Origin of the sequence: Pseudarthrobacter sp. IC2-21 (genome assembly GCF_034048115.1) — a bacterium.
GTDB lineage: Bacteria > Actinomycetota > Actinomycetes > Actinomycetales > Micrococcaceae > Arthrobacter > Arthrobacter naphthalenicus.
The window spans coordinates 3,153,023-3,170,311 of record NZ_CP139145.1; the positions used below are offsets into that span (position 1 = coordinate 3,153,023).

Below are 17,289 nucleotides of genomic sequence, written 5' to 3' on the forward strand. Positions count from 1 at the left end.
CATGAGCAGCTTTGATCCGGCACCGGATTCGTCCAGCCCGGAAAGCACGACGCCGGGAACCTCCTCCGCGGCCGACGCGCCGCAGCAGCCCTCCGCCCGCGTGGGCACCATCGTTTGGAGCCTCATAGTCCTGGCACTTGCGGCCCTGATCATCGTGGCCCAGCTGGGTGTTGTGACCCTGAACGGCACCTATGTGCTGATCGGGCTCATGATCGGGGCGGGTGCGGCGCTCGTCATCGGCGGCCTGCTCTCGGCCCGTAAACGTGACAACCATCCCACAACACGGAAGTCTTGAACCATGGATAAGTTCTTCAGCATCGTCAGGGGCTTCGGCCTGAAACGCGGTCCCGAACGGTGGCTGGGCGGCGTGTGCGGCGGCGTCGCGGCCAAGCTCAACGTGGATGTGGCCTTCGTGCGGATCGCTTTCCTGGTCTTCTGCCTCCTGCCGGGGCCCGCCGTCGTGTTCTACCTTGCGGCGTGGCTGGTCCTCCCGGACCAGGGCAACGCCATCCTCTTGGAGAAATTCCTGGACCGCCGCTCCATCAGCTGACCAGGCATCTTCATCTCCCCCTTCAAAGCTGGCCCCCGTTCCGGAGAACCCCTCCCGGACGGGGGCTTCGGCACATCGCCCGAAGTAGTTACCGATTGTCACCGGTTTGTGTCGTAACGCACACGGCCGACTACAATCTAGGTGAGCTCAGCGTGGCGCTCTGCCCGTTACCCCCTTCACACCAGGATTTGAGCAGAGACATGAAAATTGGAATTCTCACCAGCGGTGGGGACTGCCCCGGGCTGAACGCCGTGATCCGCGGCGCGGTCCTCAAAGGCATCGCCATCCACGGCCACGAATTCGTGGGCTTCCTGGACGGCTGGCGCGGCGTGGTTGAAGGCGACATCATCAACATCCCCCGCACCATGGTCCGCGGCATCGCCAAGCAGGGCGGCACCATCCTGGGCACCTCCCGCACCAACCCCTTCGAAAACGGCGGCGGCCCCGAAGTCATCAAGGCCCACATGGACCGCCTCGGCATAGACGCCATCATCGCCATCGGCGGCGAAGGAACCCTGGCCGCGGCAAAACGCCTCACCGACGCCGGCCTCAAGATCGTGGGCGTCCCCAAAACCGTGGACAACGACCTCGACGCCACCGACTACACCTTCGGCTTCGACACCGCCGTCCAGATCGCCACCGAAGCCATCGACCGGCTCCGCACCACCGGCGAGTCCCACCACCGCTGCATGATCGCCGAGGTCATGGGCCGGCATGTGGGCTGGATCGCCCTGCACGCTGGCATGGCCGCCGGCGCCCACGCCATCCTGATCCCGGAGCAGAAAGTCAGCATCGAACAGATCACGGAATGGGTCCAGGATGCCCACGACCGCGGCCGCGCACCGCTGGTGGTGGTGGCCGAGGGCTTTGTTCCCGAACACATGGAATCCCCCCACTCCGAGCGCGGCCTGGACACCTTCGGCCGGCCCCGCCTGGGCGGCATCGCGGACCAGCTCGCCCCGGAACTGGAAGCCCGCACCGGCATCGAAACGAGAGCCACCATCCTCGGCCACATTCAGCGCGGCGGCGTTCCCTCCGCCTTCGACCGCGTCCTGGCCACCCGGCTGGGCATGGCCGCCATCGATTCGGTGGTGGAAGGTTACTGGGGCACCATGGTGGCGCTCAAGGGCACCGACATCGAGCACGTCGGCTTCGAGAAGGCACTGGGCCAGCTCAAGACCGTCCCGCAGAACCGCTACGACGAAGCAGCGGTCCTGTTCGGCTGAGCCGCGCACTCCCCCTAGGCTGGAATCATGACTCTTGACCCAGGTTCCGCCGCCATTATCCAGCTCGCGTGGGCCCGGCACCTGGGGCTCGACGACGACGCTTTCGGCACGTCCCTGGCTTCCGGCGAGCGGGTGGTCCGGGCGGACGAAACAGTCAGGACCGTGGAGTTCATCAGGCTGTTTGGCAGCTCCGCCCTGGTGGGCCCGCAGTGGCTGATTGATGCCGCGGCCGGTATCCCGGATGACGAGATGGCCCAGCACGTGACCCTGCTGACGCTGACACGGTCCCACGGAGGCCATGGGCTCGGCGCAGCGGCGCTGTTCTTCGCCGACGACCTGCCGCTCCGCCAGCCGTCCGAGGAGCTGACCGTCTCCCACGGCAATCCGGAGGCGATCGAGCTGGAAGGGCTCTGCCCGCCGGATGACGTCAACGAGGTGGGGCTGTCCGAGCTGGAAAACCGGTACACCATTGTGCACGAGGTGGATGGCCGGCGGGTCCCGGTTGCGTGCGGCGCCTACGCCGAGTGGGAGGGCCTGCTGGGCCACCTGGGAGTCCTGGTGGACCCCGAGTGGAGGCGCCGCGGGCTCGGTTCGCTCGCGGCCTCGATCGCGGCCCACGAAGCACTGGCTGCCGGCCTGACTGTCCAGTGGCGGGCAGAAGTCAGCAACACCGGTGCAGTGGCCCTGGCCCGCCAACTCGGCCTGACCGCGGGCGGCATCCACACGAGCGTCCAGCTGGGCTGACGCCCCCGCACTACCACCGCACGGCGCGGCCGGGCCGCACCCGGCAGGGCGGCCGCCGGGCTAATCCGCCCGGCGGCCGCCGTCCGCCGTCGCCTCTGCCCTGGGGGCCGCGGCCTGCCCGGTCCAGCCGTTCACGGCCTGGGGCTTGGCGAAGAACAGTGCCACAGCCGCGCCCAGCAGGATAACGGCCGCGGGAAGCAGGATTGACTGGCCCATGGCGGTGGAGAATCCGTCGTGCAGTGCTTCGGGCAGCGACCCGCCGAACGACATGGGGCTGGCGCCGCCGGCGGCTCCGGGTGCCGGTGGCAGCTCGGCTGCAAGCCTTGCCTGGATCAGCACGGCTATCGCGGCGCTGCCCAGGACCGCGCCGATCTGCCGGGTGGTGTTATAGACGCCTGACCCGGCACCGGCCTGCCGCGGCGGGAGGTTCCGGGTGGCCGTAGTGCTCAGCGGGGCCCAGATGCCGGCGTTGGCGAACCCGAGGACGGCGCTCGGCAGCAGGAACAGCCAGATGGGGGTGTCCGGATGCATGAGTGCCGAGTTCCAGAAGAGGGCCACCGACATCAGGACCAGGCCCGTGGCGGTGATGAACTTTGGATTGACACGGTCGATGATCTTTCCCACGACGGGTGCCAGGCCGCCTGAAATAACGGCCATGGGGACCATCATCAGCGCGGACTGGGTGGGCGTCAGGCCGCGGACCACCTGGTAGTAGAAGATCAGCGGGAGGGTGAAGGACGTGATGGCGAACCCCACCGTGGTGATGCCGATGTTGGCCAGGGAGAAGTTGCGGTCCTTGAAGAGTCCCAGCGGCAGGAGGGGTTCGCCCTTGTTGAACCGCTGCCACAGCACGAAGACCACCAGCACGGCTATGCCGCTGATGATCAGGCCCCAGACTGTGATGGGCCCGGTGATGGTGCCCCAGTTGTAGGTCTCGCCCTCCTGGATGCCGAAGACCAGCAGAAACAGGCCGGCGGCGCTGAGCAGCACGCCCGGGATGTCGAACTTGTGCGGGTGGGTTGTCAGCGAGGGAACGAAGCGCCACGCAAGGATGAAGCCGACGACGCCGACCGGAATGTTGATGAAGAAGATCCACTCCCAGCCCAGGCCGTCCACCAGGACGCCGCCCAGGATGGGTCCCACCAAGGTGGCTACACCTGCCGTGGCTCCCCAGATGCCCATGGCTGCCCCGCGGCGGTCCGGCGGAAAGATCCGGGTAATGACTGCCATGGTCTGCGGCGTCATGATGGCCGCGCCGAGGCCCTGCAGGACGCGGGCCATGATCAGGGTACTGATGTCACCCGACAGGCCGCACCAGAGCGAGGCGAGGGTGAAGAGCACCAGTCCTGAAAGGTAAAGCTTCTTGGGCCCGAAGCGATCGCCCAGCCTGCCCGTGATCAGCAGCGGGACGGCGTAAGCAAGAAGGTACGCGCTGGTTACCCAGATGACGGAATTGATGTCCGCGTTGAGGCCTTCCATGATCCGGGGATTCGCCACGGAGACGATGGTGGTGTCGATCAGGATCATGAAGAACCCGATCACGAGGGACCAGAGTGCTGGCCACGGCCTTGCTACATTTTCCAAGCGTCAGGCTCCCAACAGGTCGAGTATTTCAGTCCGGGCGAACATGTGGGCCGCTGCGCGGGCCGAGGGTGTACCGGCGTCCGGATCAGCACCGGCCGCCAGAAGGACTTTGGCAACATCCGGGTACCCCTTAAATGCTGCGCCGGCCAGGGGCGTCTGGCCGCGGTCGTTGGCGGCGTCGGCGTCCGCCCCGTGCCGAAGGAGCAGCTGCACCGTCTCGGCATGCCCGTGGTAGGCAGCGAGCATCAGGAGCGAGTCCCCGGCGGAGTTTGTCATGGATGCCGGGGCGCCGACATCAAGGTAGGCAGCCAGCAGCGCGGTGTCCCCGTCCCGGGCGGCCTGGAACAGTTTCTCTGCCAGGGCGAGGGTTTCCTCGTCGGGCACGGGGTTTTCAGTCATCAGCGGGTCCCCCTCAGGAATCCGGTCTGGCGCCCGACTACCTGGCCGGCGTCGGGGGCAACAATCACTTCCTGCGCGGCGGTGTAGGGCTCTTCACCGTCCAGGACGGTCAGTATTTCGTCCGGAGCTACGGAACGTTTGATGACCGCCAGGGCAATGGGTCCCATTTCGTAGTGCTGCGCCACGGAGGTGACGGTGCCTACTTTCCGCTCACCCAGGAGGACCTGGCTGCCCGGCGCAGGCATGGTGTGCTGTGAGCCGTCCAGCTGCAGGAACACCAGCCGCCGCGGCGGGTGGCCCAGGTTGTGGACCCGTGCGATGGTCTCCTGGCCCTTGTAGCAGCCCTTCGCCAGGTGCACGGCTGTACGGAGGAGGTCCAGTTCGTGCGGAATGGTTTTGTCGTCGGTTTCAGCGCCCAGGCGGGGCCGCCAGGCAGCGATGCGGAGGGCTTCGGCGGCCAGCATCCCGGCCAGCGGGCGGTCCCCTACAGTCCGCTCCAGCTCAGCGGCGGGCACCAGGTATTCGATCCACGGCCGTTCGAGTCCGGGGTGCCCTTCTTCGGGAACCACAGAATACGAGTAGCCACCGGCACCCACGTGCGGCCACGGATCGCGCCAGGCGAGCAGACCGGACCACTCCGCCACCTCCTTGGTGGACCCGAGCACCGCCCATTCGTCGGAGACATCGGCAACTTCCACGCGGAGCATGAACTTCATCCTGTTCAGCCACTCAGCCAGCGGCGCAGCCTCGGCGGCCTCAACGATCAGCCAGGTGGTCCCGCCGTCGTCCACTACCCGGGCATCAAACTCGATGCGGCCCTGGACGCTCAACAGGAGCAGTTCGGTGGATTCCCGCGGCTGCAGGCCGGTAACCTGCTGGGAGGAAAGCGTGTTCAGCCACGTCAGCCGGTCCGGACCGCTGACGGTCACCACACCGCGGTGGGAGAGATCGACGACGGCGGTTCCGGCTGCGAGGGCGCGCTGCTCGCGGAGCGGCTCACCGTAGTGGTCGGCAACTCCGGCGTCCGCGCCGGCGGCCTCGACGGCGCCGGGGCGCGACAGGAATGGGCTGGGGGTAGTCATACTGGGGGCAACGTCCTTTAGTCAGTGAGTATTCCGGGTTAAGGCCACGCCCGCCGGGTTCCCTGGCCGTGGAACCGCTCCGGCGAGGGCCCCGGCCCGAGCGTGCGAGGGCAGGGAGCCGGTGCGGCCTTGCGAGGTCAGGGTGCGGGTGGGGATTAGCGGTATTCCGGGTTTTCGAAATCGAAACGGGTGCCGGCTTTCCATTCCTCGGGCAGGTTACCGTAAGCGGGAATCCCGCCGGCATCTTTGAGCATCCGGGCAAGGTGCAGCAGGTTCCAGGTCATGAAGGTGGTGTTGCGGTTGGTGAAGTCTGACTCCGGACCGCCGGAACCCTCGTCCAGGTAGCTGGGGCCGGGGCCCACGGGGCCGATCCAGCCGGCGTCCGCTTGCGGCGGGATGGTGAAGCCGATGTGCTGCAGGCTGTACAGGACGTTCATGGAACAGTGCTTGATGCCGTCCTCGTTGCCGGTGATGAGGCAGCCGCCGACCTTAGGGTAGAACGCCCACTGGCCCTTGCTGTTGAGCTGGCCGGAGTGGGCATAGAGCCGCTCAATGAGCTTTTTGGTCTGCGAGGAGTTATCGCCGAGCCAGATCGGTCCGGCCACCACCACGATGTCCGCTTCTTGAACGGCAGGGTACAGGGCCGGCCACTCGTCGGTTGCCCAGCCGTGCTCGGTCATGTCCGGGTACACGCCGCTGGCGATGTCGTGATCCATGGTCCTGATCACCTGTGTGCTGACGCCGTGCTTTTCCATGATGCGGCGGCTGACCTCAATCAGGCCTCCGGTGTTGCTGGTTTCCGGCGACCTCTTCAGCGTTCCGTTGAAGAACACGGCCTTCAGGTCGCTGTAGTCAGTGGTGTTCTGCGGTGCCGCCATGATGCTCCCTGGTTCACTGGCACGGCCGGAGCCGTGAGACGGGACTGAGGAAGCTAAGTCTACTGATGGCCAGTGCGACTGTGGCCCGGTCAGGAGACTTTCTTCAGGAACGCCGATGCGTGGGCCTCGAGGCCGCTGCCGGGCTTGGCTGCCGCGCCCGCGGCCCCGCCGGCGGCGACGTCCCAGCGCCAGAGCAGGTTGCCGTCCACCAGGCCGAAGATGCGCGTCGCGGCGCTGTACTCCTTCGAGTGGCCTCCCCGCATCACCATGTCGGTGGTGAGCTGGATCTGCGGGCCCTTGATCTGACCGTAGTACAGCTCGGAGATACCGCCGGGATGCGCGATGGACACAGAGATATCGAAGCCGCCGTCCTTATTGCGCAGGGCCTCAACCTCGTCAGCGCTCTTAAGCGCCGGAACAATATCCGCCGGGACCAGGCCCGGGCCGCCGTCGGCGTCCAGCTGCTTGCGCTCAAGCGCCCAGAAACCGGTCTCGACAGTGAGGGGACGCAAACGCGTTCCGTCCTCGTCCGCCAGCCAGCTCTCCGCACGGTACTGCAGGTACGGCAAGCCGTTGTGTGTGAAGGAAACGTGCTGGACGAAGTGTTCGGAATCCTCATCACCGGTGCCAAGCCGGCCGCTGCCTTCCCACTCACCAATGAGCCAGGACAGCGGAACAAGTTCCGGAGTCAGATCTGTAGGAATCTCAATCGGCACAACAATTACCTCAGGAAATCGCTAACGGAGGGACGGTTTACTTCTGGCCTTTGAAAAGACGGTAAACAACAAAGCCGGCAAACCAGGCCATGGAAAGGCTCGCGACGCCGAGCAGGACAAGGAAGAAAATTTCAAATGCAAGTACGGACATGATGCCATCCTAACCGTTAGTAGATAAGTAGTTTGTCTATGAAGTAAGCAAGGGAGCCCACAGCGGACACAGGCGCCAGACCCATGCTAAGGGCCGCGGCGAGATTCAGCGGAGCACCGCGGAGTGTGACGAGCCGGCGGAAACTGACCAGGACCGCGCCGACCACCACCCCGAAGATCGCGGCGGGCAGCACGGCAAGATCGGAAAAGACCAGCCCGGCAAGCGGGCCCGCCAGGCCCGCGAGGACGATCCCCAGTGGAGCAACCACCCGGTCCGGCCAGCGGATCAGGCCGGCGCACAGGGCGACCGCTGCACTGACGGCCGCCACCAGCACCATTTCGCGGACCCCGTTGAAGCGGGCACCGGCAATCCATCCCGCGCCAAGGCAGGACAGGAGCACGCCGGCGCAGCAGCCCAGCGTGGACTCCAGCCGCTGGGCCTGGCCGGTCCCGCGGATCAGCTGCACCACAAACACGGCCATCATTCCCAGCGCGATGAAGGCCGGCGTCCAGTCAAGGTATCCCGGTGCCGGGACCAGGCCGGCGGCCATCGCGGACCCTACGCCGGGCAGGGCAATGACCGTGGCGAGCGTCTTCTTGGCCGGGATGCGGAGGAAGTGCGGCCAGCCGATTCCTACCGCCACGGCGATGGCACTCGCGACGCCGACGAGGGCCTCCCGCGAGATGTACACACCGGCGATGAGGGCTGCTAGCCCCGCAATGCCTATCAGGCCAATAACCCACGAGCCCAGTGACCGCGCCGGCGCGTGTTCGTCCCCGTCCGCGCTGATCCCGGTCCGCCGCTTCGACTCTGCACTCAATTGGTTGCATTCCCATTCTGGCTATAACCCGGCGGCCTTGCCCTCCGCGGGAGGGCGTTCTGCCCCACGGCACAATCCTGCCTTATGTGACTCGGATATGTCGCAAAACGAAGGTCCGCAGCGAAGGAATCCCTGTTCGCGGGAACGCCGTTCGGTATACTCAAACTTCAGCTACGCTTCCAGCAACGGTTGCCAGCCGGACAGATCTTCGGCGGACCAAATCGTGGCAGGGAGCTGGTTCCGGCCGGTGAGAACCCGGTTCAGTCGCCCGAAGATGCGCGGACGCCCCTTGGAGGAACAATGTCGCACATCCTGCTATTGACGAACAGCACCGGGTCATCGGTGGACATTCTGCCTGCCCTCGAATTACTGAATCACCGCGTGCATATCCTCGCCGCTGAGCCGACCGCCCTGCTGGAAACCGACCCCTGCGACATCGTGCTGCTCGATGCCCGCAAGGACCTGGTGGGTGCCCGCTCGCTCACCCAGTTGCTCAAAGCCACCGGCCTGAGCGCCCCGCTGGTACTGATCCTGACCGAAGGCGGCATGGCTGCCGTTTCGTCGGCCTGGGCGGTGGACGATATTGTGCTCGACTCCGCCGGGCCGGCCGAGGTGGAGGCGCGCATCAGGCTTTCCGTGGCACGGGCTGTCCCGGAACAGGACGATGCCCCCACGGAGATCCGGGCAGCAGGCGTGGTTATCGACGAGGCCAGCTACACGGCCCGCGTGAACGGTGCCCCGCTGAACCTGACCTTCAAGGAGTTCGAACTCCTCAAATACCTGGCCCAGCACCCCGGCCGGGTGTTCACCCGCCAGCAACTGCTCACGGAGGTGTGGGGCTACGACTATTACGGCGGCACCCGCACCGTCGACGTCCATGTCCGCCGCCTCCGCGCCAAACTCGGCGCCGACCACGAAAACCTGATCAGCACTGTCCGGAACGTGGGGTACCGACTCACCCTGGTACGCCAGCAAGAGGACGAACTGACGGAAGCCTGAGCGCCGCCGTCGAGCTTTAACGCAAAAGCCCCGGACCACATCAGGTGGTCCGGGGCTTTAGTTTTTGCCTGCTTGTGGAGGACATACGGGTCGAACGTATCGAGGCCACCCCACTGGTGGATCCCCCTCGCATCCGCCGGTCTCCCGACGGGTGAGGTAACGATTATACGTAACGTCCGGGGCGCCATCAAATCGGGGCACGTTCCGGTCCGGCCGTATAGCCTTGCTTCATGAGTCCTGCGCACCCGGAGAAATGGCCCGTCCTTGTTGTCCACGGCCCCGTGGACAAGCAATTGCTGAATGATTGCCTGGGGCTCCTTACAGCCGCCGAGGAATCCGACGGCAACCCGTCACTTTCGGAGCAGACCGTGGTGACGCTCCGCGCCGCGGATTCGGCCGAGCATTCCCTGCTGACCCTCGCCCTCTACGCCCCGGATGAGGACTCGGACCCTTCCTCCGGCCAGGACTTGGCCGGGTTCGCCGTGGTGGTGGAGGAAGCCGACGGCAGCGGCGTCCTGGAGATTGCCGTCCACCCCAGCTACCGCAACAAAGGGGTGGCGGACCGGCTGGTGGGCGCGCTGAAGTCCGAGCGGGGCCTGACTGGCCTGAAGGCGTGGTCGCACGGCAACCATGAGGCGGCAGCGGACCTCGCCGCCCGGTACGGCTACGGGCCTGTGCGGGAGCTCTGGAAGATGAGGCTGACCACTGCCACCGCCGAACTGCCCGACGTCGGCCTTCCGGACGGCGTCACGCTCCGCGCCTTCGTGCCCGGCCAGGATGAGGAGGGCTGGCTGGCGGCGAACCGCGCGGCGTTTGCCCATCACCCTGAACAGGGTTCGTTGACCCGCGGGGACCTGGAGGCCCGGATGGCAGAGGACTGGTTTGATCCCGCCGGCTTCCTGCTCGCCGTGGACGGGGACGGCCAGCTGCTGGGCTTCCATTGGACCAAGGTCCACCCGCGGCACGGCGCACACCCGGCGATCGGTGAAGTGTATGCCGTGGGCGTGACCCCGGCCGCGCAGGGCCTGGGTCTGGGCAAGGCGCTCACCGTCGCCGGAATCAGGTACCTGCAGGGCCTGGGACTGCACGCCGTTATGTTGTACACGGACGCGGACAATGCGCCCGCCGTCTCGCTCTACCGCGGCTTGGGTTTCACGCGTTGGGACATGGACGTCCAGTACGGGCCGGTAACCACCCCCTAGGCCCCCTCGGCCGAGTTATCCCACTCGCCGGACGAAAGGCCGCCCGCTTGCCCGAAGTGCCGGGTCCGCGGGCCCTGATTGCTTGTAAGGTTGGTAGGGAACCGCGCCGGCCGTGGGCCAGCATTAAGCGCCAGGTAAGAGGAGACACCATGAAACCGGAACCCGTGGGAACAGCCACGTCTGAGGGCGCGTCAGCACCGGCACGGGCCCGCTTTGGCTCATCCGAGGTGCCGGCTTCGCGCGCCACGCAGGACCGGATCGACATTCCGGAGTTTGCGCCCAGCCTGGTGCCGGAAGGAGACATCCGGCCGGACCGTTTCCTGGACCGCGAGCTGAGCTGGCTGGCCTTCAACTCCCGTGTCCTGGAGCTGGCCGAGGACCCCACCCTCCACCTTCTGGAACGCGTTGCGTTCCTGTCCATCTTCGCGTCCAACCTGGACGAATTTTTCATGGTCCGGGTGGCCGGCCTTAAGCGGCGTATCGCCACCGGCCTCGCGGTGCCGTCCCCTGCCGGCCTCAGCCCCGTGGAGGTCCTGGAAAAGATCGGCGACGAAGCCCACCGCCTCCAACAGCGCCATGCCCAGGTCTATGCGGAGCAGATCCGGCCGGCCCTCGCCTACGAGCACATCCACCTGATGCACTGGGATGAACTCGACGACGCCGCCAAGCAGCAGCTCAGCGCCATGTTCGCCGAGAAGGTCTTCCCCATCCTGACCCCGCTCGCCGTCGATCCCGCCCACCCCTTCCCTTACATTTCGGGGCTGTCCCTGAACCTCGCCGTGGTGGTGCGCAATCCGGTCAGCGATAAGGAGCTCTTCGCCCGGCTGAAGGTTCCGGACCAGCTTCCGCGCCTGATTTCCATCGACGGGCCGCGCGCCGGTGCCATTGCCGGGCGCGTGGCACGCTTCATCGCCCTCGAAGAGGTCATCGCCGTCCACCTGGACAAGCTGTTCGCCGGCATGGAGGTGTTGGAGCACCACATCTTCCGAGTCACCCGCAACGAGGACCTCGAAGTCGAAGAGGACGATGCCGAGAACCTGCTGCAGGCCCTCGAAAAGGAACTTCTGCGCCGCCGTTTCGGGCCGCCGGTCCGCCTCGAGGTCAGCAACGACATCAACCCGAACATCCGTGCGCTGCTGATCCGCGAACTCGGTGTGGAGGAGTCGGAGGTCTATTCGCTTCCCGCACCGCTGGACCTCCGCGGGCTGTCCGTCATCGCCGGAATTGACCGTGCGGACCTTCATTACCCGAAGCACATGCCCCACACGTCCCGGTTCCTCAACGAGTCTGAGACGTCCAAGGCCGCCAACGTCTTCTCGGCCATGCGCCGGCGCGACATCCTGCTCCACCACCCGTACGACTCCTTCTCCACCTCGGTGCAGGCGTTCCTGGAACAGGCGGCAGCGGACCCCAAGGTCCAGGCCATCAAGCAGACCCTGTACCGCACGTCCGGGGACTCCCCCATCGTTGACGCCCTGATCGACGCGGCCGAGGCAGGCAAGCAGGTGCTGGCGCTGGTGGAGATCAAGGCCAGGTTCGATGAACAGGCCAACATCTCCTGGGCGCGCAAGCTTGAACAGGCCGGTGTCCACGTGGTCTACGGCATCGTGGGATTGAAAACGCACTGCAAGTTGTCCCTTGTGGTCCGGCAGGAAGTGGACGGGCTTCGCCGCTACTGCCACATCGGCACCGGCAACTATCACCCCCGCACCGCCCGCTACTACGAGGACCTTGGCCTGCTGACCGCCAACGAGCAGGTGGGCGAGGACCTGTCCAAGCTGTTCAACCAGCTGTCCGGCTACGCGCCCAAGTCCACGTTCAAGCGCCTGCTCGTGGCCCCGCGCTCCGTCCGTTCCGGGCTGATCGACCGGATCGAAACCGAGATCCGGAATGCACGCGCCGGGCTGGCCGCCAGGGTCCAGATCAAGGTCAACTCCATGGTGGACGAGGCCATTATCGATTCCCTCTACCGGGCCTCCCAGGCCGGCGTGATGGTGGACATCATTGTGCGCGGCATCTGCTCGCTGCGCCCCGGCGTTCCGGGCCTCAGCGAGAACATCACGGTGCGTTCAGTACTGGGCCGTTTCCTGGAGCACTCGCGGGTGTTTGCGTTCGCCAACGGCGGTGACCCGGTGGTCTACATCGGCTCGGCCGACATGATGCACCGCAACCTGGACCGCAGGGTGGAGGCCCTGGTCCAGCTGGCCAACGCGGACGACATCACCTACGTCCTTGACCTGCTGCGGCGGTACATGGATCCGGAGACGGCCAGCTGGCACCTGGACAACGAGGGTCAGTGGAACCGTCACCACATCTCCGAGGACGGAACGCCCCTCGAGGACATCCAGTCGTGGCTGCTGGCATCGCGTGACCGCCAGCGCAGCCTGAGCCGGCGGTAGGGCCGGCGTTGTCGAGCGACATCCTCGTAGCAGACCAGACTGACCATCCCGGCGAAGCAGTCGCGGTGGTCGCGGCCGGGGCCATTCCCTGGCGGATCAACTCGAACGGCCTTGAGGTCCTCCTGATCCACCGGCCCCGATACGACGATTGGTCCTGGCCAAAGGGCAAGATCGACGCCGGGGAGACTATTCCCGAGTGCGCCGCACGTGAGGTGCGCGAGGAGATCGGGCTGTCAGCACCGTTGGGCATTCCCCTGCCGCCCATCCACTACCACGTTCCCTCCGGCCTTAAGGTGGTCCATTACTGGGCGGTCAAAGTCAACGGGGCCAAGCTCGTCCCGGACGGCAAGGAGGTGGACCGGGTCGTCTGGTGCGCCCCGGAAACCGCCGCGGGAATGCTGTCCAACCCGTCCGACGTGGTCCCGCTGGACCATTTGAGGGCCGCCCATAAAAACGACCAGCTGGATACCTGGCCCCTCATTGTGGTGCGTCATGCCAAGGCCAAGCCGCGCTCATCCTGGACGAAGGCGGAGGGCGAGCGGCCCCTGGCGGCCACCGGCGTCCGGCAGGCGCAGGCGGTGGGCCGGCTGCTGCAGGCCTGGCAGCCGCCCCGCGTGGTCACCAGCCCCTGGCGGCGCTGCGTGTCCACGGTCGCGCCGTACCTGAGGGCGTCCGGGGCCAAAGTCAAGCTGGTGGATGCGCTGACGGAGCACCGGCATGCCCGCACGCCCAAGAAGACGGGCGCCGTCATTGAGTCCCTTCTGGAAAAGCAGCAGCCGGTGGCCGTCTGCACCCACCGGCCGGCCCTTCCCACCGTCCTGGCCCAGCTGGGAAAGCACATGCCGGGGCGGCTGCGCGCCCTCCTGCCGGACGCGGACCCCTACCTGTCCCCCGGCGAACTGGTGATCTGCCATGTGGCAACCAACCACAAGCAACGCATTGTGGCAGTGGAACAGTTCAAGCCGTTCGACGACTGAAACGTATGGGCTGACGTCGGCCCAGTTCACCGGGGCGATGCAAGCCCACACCCGTCGCCCCGGCCGTCCCGGTAGACTTTAGCCGTGAGCATCCCGACGCCCTATGAAGACCTCCTCCGTGACGTCCTGGCCCATGGCACCCACAAATCGGACCGGACGGGCACCGGAACCACCAGCGTTTTTGGCCGCCAAATCCGCTTCGACCTCAGCCAAAGCTTCCCGCTGATCACCACCAAGCGGGTACATTTCAAGTCCGTCGCGGTGGAACTCCTGTGGTTCCTGCGCGGCGAGTCGAACGTGAAGTGGATGCAGGACCAGGGTGTGACCATCTGGAACGAATGGGCCGACGCCGAGGGCGAACTTGGCCCCGTGTACGGAGTCCAGTGGCGCAGCTGGCCCACCCCTGACGGCGGACACATCGATCAGATCGCCGAACTGGTGGAGAACCTGAAGACCAACCCGGATTCCCGCCGGCACATCGTCTCCGCCTGGAACGTCTCCGAGCTCAAGGACATGGCGCTGCCGCCGTGCCACGCGTTCTTCCAGTTCTACGTGGCGGACGGCAAACTGTCCTGCCAGCTGTACCAGCGCTCCGCTGACATGTTCCTGGGTGTGCCCTTCAACATTGCCTCCTACGCACTGCTGACCTGCATGGTTGCGCAGCAGGTTGGCCTGGAACCTGGCGAGTTTGTCTGGACCGGCGGTGACGTCCACATCTATGAGAACCACATGGACCAGGTTTTGAAGCAGTTGGACCGTGCCCCGTATGAGTACCCGCAGCTGAAGATCGCCCGGAAGCCGGCGTCGATCTTCGACTACACCCTGGACGATTTCGAAGTGGTGGGCTACCGGCACCACCCCACAATCAAGGCCCCGATCGCCGTATGAGCACCGAGAACACAGCAGACCCGCAGGCCTTCACCGAGGAGCTGGCCGGTACCGTCACCGGCGTCGGCCTCGTCTGGGCCCAGACCTCCGGCGGCGTGATAGGCAAGGACGGCGACATGCCGTGGAACCTGCCCGAAGATATGAAGCATTTCACCCGGCTCACCACCGGGCATCCGGTGATCATGGGCCGCAAGACATGGCTGTCCTTCCCGGACAAGTACCGCCCGCTGCCCGGCCGCACGAACATTGTGATCACCCGGCAGAAGACCTGGGGCGAATCACCTGAGGCGGAGGGCGCCGTCGTGGTTCCCTCCCTGGATGATGCGCTCCTGGAGTCGCAGTTCGTCGACGGCGGCGAGACAGTCTGGATCCTGGGCGGCGGCGAAGTGTTCCGCCAGTCCACCGAACTCGCCAACGTCGCCGTGGTCACCACCATCGATATGGAGGCCACCGGCGACACCTACGCGCCCGAGCTTGACGAGACGTGGGAGGCGGCCGCCTCCGTCCCGCCGGACGGGTGGCTCACGGCAGCGAACGGGACGCGGTACAGGTTTACCAAATGGGTTAGGACGCAGGGCTGAGATGTTGAAAAAACCGGAAACACTGTTTGTGCTGGGCTACATGCTCCTGCCGCTGCTCGCGCTGCTCTCCGCCATTGTTGGCCTGACCATGATCCTGGGCGGCAACAAGATCGCCGGGGCCATTGTGCTGGTGGTGGTGACGCAGGTCTTCACGTTCGGCGCCTTCTTTGCGCTGCGGGCGCGGAAGGCTGCCGTGCTTGAGGAGTCCAACCGGGGGTAGCGGCAAGAACGGCGTTCCTCCCGAACCAGGAGCGGGCCAAGGTCCCGGTGAGCGGCTACCGGCGTCCGTGACGTAACGGACTGCGCGGTGCCGGTCCCGAAGTCTAAACTGTACGAATGACTACAGCAGCTACCCCCTCCGTCGGCCTGGTCGGATGGCGCGGCATGGTCGGCTCCGTCCTCATGCAGCGCATGCAGGACGAGGGCGACTTCGCCAACATCAACCCGGTGTTCTTCTCCACGTCCAACGCGGGAGGTGCCGCCCCCTCACTGGCTGGAACAGCAGAAGGTAGCGCCGGCAAGCTCGAGGACGCGTACGACGTCGACACGCTGGCCAAGCTGCCCATTATCGTCACCGCCCAGGGCGGCGACTACACCAAGCGCGTGCACACCGAACTGCGCGGCCGCGGCTGGGACGGCCTCTGGATCGACGCCGCCTCCACCCTGCGCATGAACGACGACTCCATCATCGTTCTGGACCCGATCAACCGCGACGTCATCGACAAGGGCCTGGTCAACGGCACCAAGGACTTCATCGGCGGCAACTGCACCGTCTCCTGCATGCTCATGGGTCTGGGCGGGCTGTTCAAGAACGGCCTGGTCGAATGGGGCACCTCCATGACCTACCAGGCAGCCTCCGGCGGCGGCGCCCGGCACATGCGTGAGCTGCTCAGCCAGTTCGGCACGCTCAACGCCGAGGTCAGCTCGGAACTGGACGACCCGGCGTCGGCCATCCTCGAAATAGACCGCAAGGTCCTGGCCCACCAGCGCACCGACATCGACGCCACCCAGTTCGGCGTGCCGCTGGCCGGCTCCCTGATCCCCTGGATCGACGCGGACCTGGGCAACGGACAGTCCAAGGAAGAGTGGAAGGCCGGGGTTGAGACCAACAAGATCCTGGGCACTTCCGATGAGAACCGGATCATCATGGACGGACTCTGCATCCGGATCGGTGCCATGCGCTCCCACTCCCAGGCCCTGACCCTCAAGCTCCGCGAGGACCTGTCCGTGGCCGAGATCGAAACGCTCCTCGCCAATGACAACGAGTGGGCCAAGGTCATCCCGAACACCAAGGAAGACTCCATGGCCGGCCTGACCCCCGTGGCCGCCTCCGGCACCCTGGACATCCCCGTGGGCCGCATCCGCAAGATGGAGATGGGCCCGGAATACATCAGCGCGTTCACCGTGGGCGACCAGCTCCTGTGGGGTGCCGCCGAGCCGCTGCGCCGCATGCTCAACATCGCCACCGGGAACCTGTAACGCCCCACCGGCTCACCAGCGGCCCTGACCCGCAGGAACGGTGCTACCCGGCACCGCTCATGCGGGTAAGGGCCGCTTTCCTGCTCCAACAGATCACGCGTCATATTAGGTTCGAGGTTCGTTGAACGTCCCGCGTCTTCGCTCGTGAAGGCAGTTAGGCTGGTGCTTTCACAGCCTAACTAGGCTGCTGGACAGCGGAGGGGGAACGCATGAACCAGAACCAGTCTGGACTAGTTGGATTTCACGAAGTGGACGACGACGGAAACCCGCTGGCGGCAGCGGCTGAGGGACCAGTTGAAGGTGTTGTCCGATCCGGCCTGAAGTTGAACCCGTTCATCGGGGTGCTGTGGCTGGTGGTCACAGTGCTGGTTGTCGGTGGAGTCGCAGTCCTTTTGAACGCTCCTTTGTCTGTTTCAATGACTGACCGCGTCAGCATGGCTTACGTCCTGTTTTCATTTGCCCAGCCGGGTGTATTCGTCGGACTCTTGACCTTCATGGGCCTCATGTTCTGGCACGCCTGGCAGTGGCAGCACCGGCGCGGCTAGCCCAGGAGAGATGGGCCTCGGCTGCGTCGTTAGGGTGACGTCCGTGCGGGGCCGGCTCCCGGCCGTCCC

19 protein-coding genes are annotated in these 17,289 nt (G+C 65.8%); 13 read left to right on the forward strand and 6 right to left on the reverse strand.

Going from position 1 to position 17,289, the window contains the following annotated elements; all coding sequences use genetic code 11:
* The first annotated feature begins 1 nt into the window (after position 1).
* The 4 genes from SBP01_RS14455 to SBP01_RS14470 all read left to right on the forward strand — a co-directional run bounded on the left by SBP01_RS14455 (position 2) and on the right by SBP01_RS14470 (position 2,520).
* Positions 2-295: a hypothetical protein gene (locus tag SBP01_RS14455; protein ID WP_275212216.1), complete on the forward strand. Its 294-nt coding sequence runs from the start codon at positions 2-4 to the stop codon at positions 293-295.
* A gap of 3 nt (positions 296-298) precedes the next feature.
* Complete coding sequence (locus tag SBP01_RS14460; RefSeq protein ID WP_275212214.1) at positions 299-550, forward strand: PspC domain-containing protein; 252 nt, start codon at positions 299-301, stop codon at positions 548-550.
* A 200-nt stretch (positions 551-750) separates the two neighbouring features.
* Positions 751-1,776: an ATP-dependent 6-phosphofructokinase gene (locus SBP01_RS14465; RefSeq protein WP_320536236.1), complete on the forward strand. Its 1,026-nt coding sequence runs from the start codon at positions 751-753 to the stop codon at positions 1,774-1,776.
* A gap of 27 nt (positions 1,777-1,803) precedes the next feature.
* Entirely contained in the window at positions 1,804-2,520 is a 717-nt protein-coding gene (locus SBP01_RS14470; protein ID WP_320536237.1) for a GNAT family N-acetyltransferase, read from the forward strand.
* A gap of 60 nt (positions 2,521-2,580) precedes the next feature.
* Here the strand turns inward: SBP01_RS14470 and SBP01_RS14475 are convergent, their stop codons facing one another.
* The 6 genes from SBP01_RS14475 to SBP01_RS14500 all read right to left on the reverse strand — a co-directional run bounded on the left by SBP01_RS14475 (position 2,581) and on the right by SBP01_RS14500 (position 8,081).
* On the reverse strand, positions 2,581-4,104 hold the full coding sequence (locus SBP01_RS14475; protein WP_320536238.1) for a DHA2 family efflux MFS transporter permease subunit: 1,524 nt from the start codon (positions 4,102-4,104) through the stop codon (positions 2,581-2,583).
* A 3-nt stretch (positions 4,105-4,107) separates the two neighbouring features.
* On the reverse strand, positions 4,108-4,503 hold the full coding sequence (locus SBP01_RS14480) for an ankyrin repeat domain-containing protein (RefSeq protein WP_320536239.1): 396 nt from the start codon (positions 4,501-4,503) through the stop codon (positions 4,108-4,110).
* Positions 4,503-5,585, reverse strand: coding sequence for a YgfZ/GcvT domain-containing protein (locus SBP01_RS14485; protein ID WP_320536240.1), 1,083 nt, complete (start codon positions 5,583-5,585; stop codon positions 4,503-4,505). Before SBP01_RS14485 ends, SBP01_RS14480 begins: the two co-directional genes overlap by 1 nt.
* 155 nt (positions 5,586-5,740) lie before the next feature.
* Positions 5,741-6,463, reverse strand: coding sequence for a flavodoxin family protein (locus SBP01_RS14490; protein WP_320536241.1), 723 nt, complete (start codon positions 6,461-6,463; stop codon positions 5,741-5,743).
* Between the two features lie 89 nt (positions 6,464-6,552).
* A complete protein-coding gene (locus tag SBP01_RS14495; RefSeq protein ID WP_320536242.1) occupies positions 6,553-7,179 on the reverse strand; it encodes an FABP family protein in 627 nt (208 codons plus the stop codon).
* A 167-nt stretch (positions 7,180-7,346) separates the two neighbouring features.
* Entirely contained in the window at positions 7,347-8,081 is a 735-nt protein-coding gene (locus tag SBP01_RS14500) for a permease (protein ID WP_320538358.1), read from the reverse strand.
* A 369-nt stretch (positions 8,082-8,450) separates the two neighbouring features.
* Between SBP01_RS14500 and SBP01_RS14505 the strand changes: the two genes are divergently transcribed.
* From SBP01_RS14505 to SBP01_RS14545, 9 genes are all read left to right on the forward strand, one after another.
* The gene (locus tag SBP01_RS14505; RefSeq protein ID WP_190987352.1) at positions 8,451-9,149 is read left to right on the forward strand and encodes a winged-helix domain-containing protein; all 699 of its coding nucleotides are present in this window, start codon (positions 8,451-8,453) and stop codon (positions 9,147-9,149) included.
* Between the two features lie 230 nt (positions 9,150-9,379).
* Positions 9,380-10,351: a mycothiol synthase gene (mshD, locus tag SBP01_RS14510; RefSeq protein WP_320536243.1), complete on the forward strand. Its 972-nt coding sequence runs from the start codon at positions 9,380-9,382 to the stop codon at positions 10,349-10,351.
* A 149-nt stretch (positions 10,352-10,500) separates the two neighbouring features.
* Positions 10,501-12,750 (forward strand): RNA degradosome polyphosphate kinase, encoded by a 2,250-nt coding sequence (locus SBP01_RS14515; protein ID WP_275212200.1) that lies wholly within the window; start codon positions 10,501-10,503, stop codon positions 12,748-12,750.
* Positions 12,751-12,758: 8 nt separating this feature from the next.
* A complete protein-coding gene (locus SBP01_RS14520; RefSeq protein WP_275212199.1) occupies positions 12,759-13,727 on the forward strand; it encodes an NUDIX hydrolase in 969 nt (322 codons plus the stop codon).
* Between the two features lie 84 nt (positions 13,728-13,811).
* Positions 13,812-14,615 (forward strand): thymidylate synthase, encoded by an 804-nt coding sequence (locus tag SBP01_RS14525; protein WP_320536244.1) that lies wholly within the window; start codon positions 13,812-13,814, stop codon positions 14,613-14,615.
* The gene (locus SBP01_RS14530) at positions 14,612-15,196 is read left to right on the forward strand and encodes a dihydrofolate reductase (RefSeq protein WP_275212196.1); all 585 of its coding nucleotides are present in this window, start codon (positions 14,612-14,614) and stop codon (positions 15,194-15,196) included. The genes SBP01_RS14525 and SBP01_RS14530 overlap by 4 nt, the downstream gene beginning before the upstream one ends.
* Position 15,197: 1 nt before the next feature.
* Positions 15,198-15,416: an NF038396 family protein gene (locus SBP01_RS14535; protein ID WP_275212194.1), complete on the forward strand. Its 219-nt coding sequence runs from the start codon at positions 15,198-15,200 to the stop codon at positions 15,414-15,416.
* Positions 15,417-15,532: 116 nt separating this feature from the next.
* Entirely contained in the window at positions 15,533-16,675 is a 1,143-nt protein-coding gene (asd, locus tag SBP01_RS14540) for an aspartate-semialdehyde dehydrogenase (protein WP_320536245.1), read from the forward strand.
* A gap of 209 nt (positions 16,676-16,884) precedes the next feature.
* Positions 16,885-17,220 (forward strand): hypothetical protein, encoded by a 336-nt coding sequence (locus SBP01_RS14545; protein ID WP_320536246.1) that lies wholly within the window; start codon positions 16,885-16,887, stop codon positions 17,218-17,220.
* Positions 17,221-17,289: the final 69 nt, after the last annotated feature.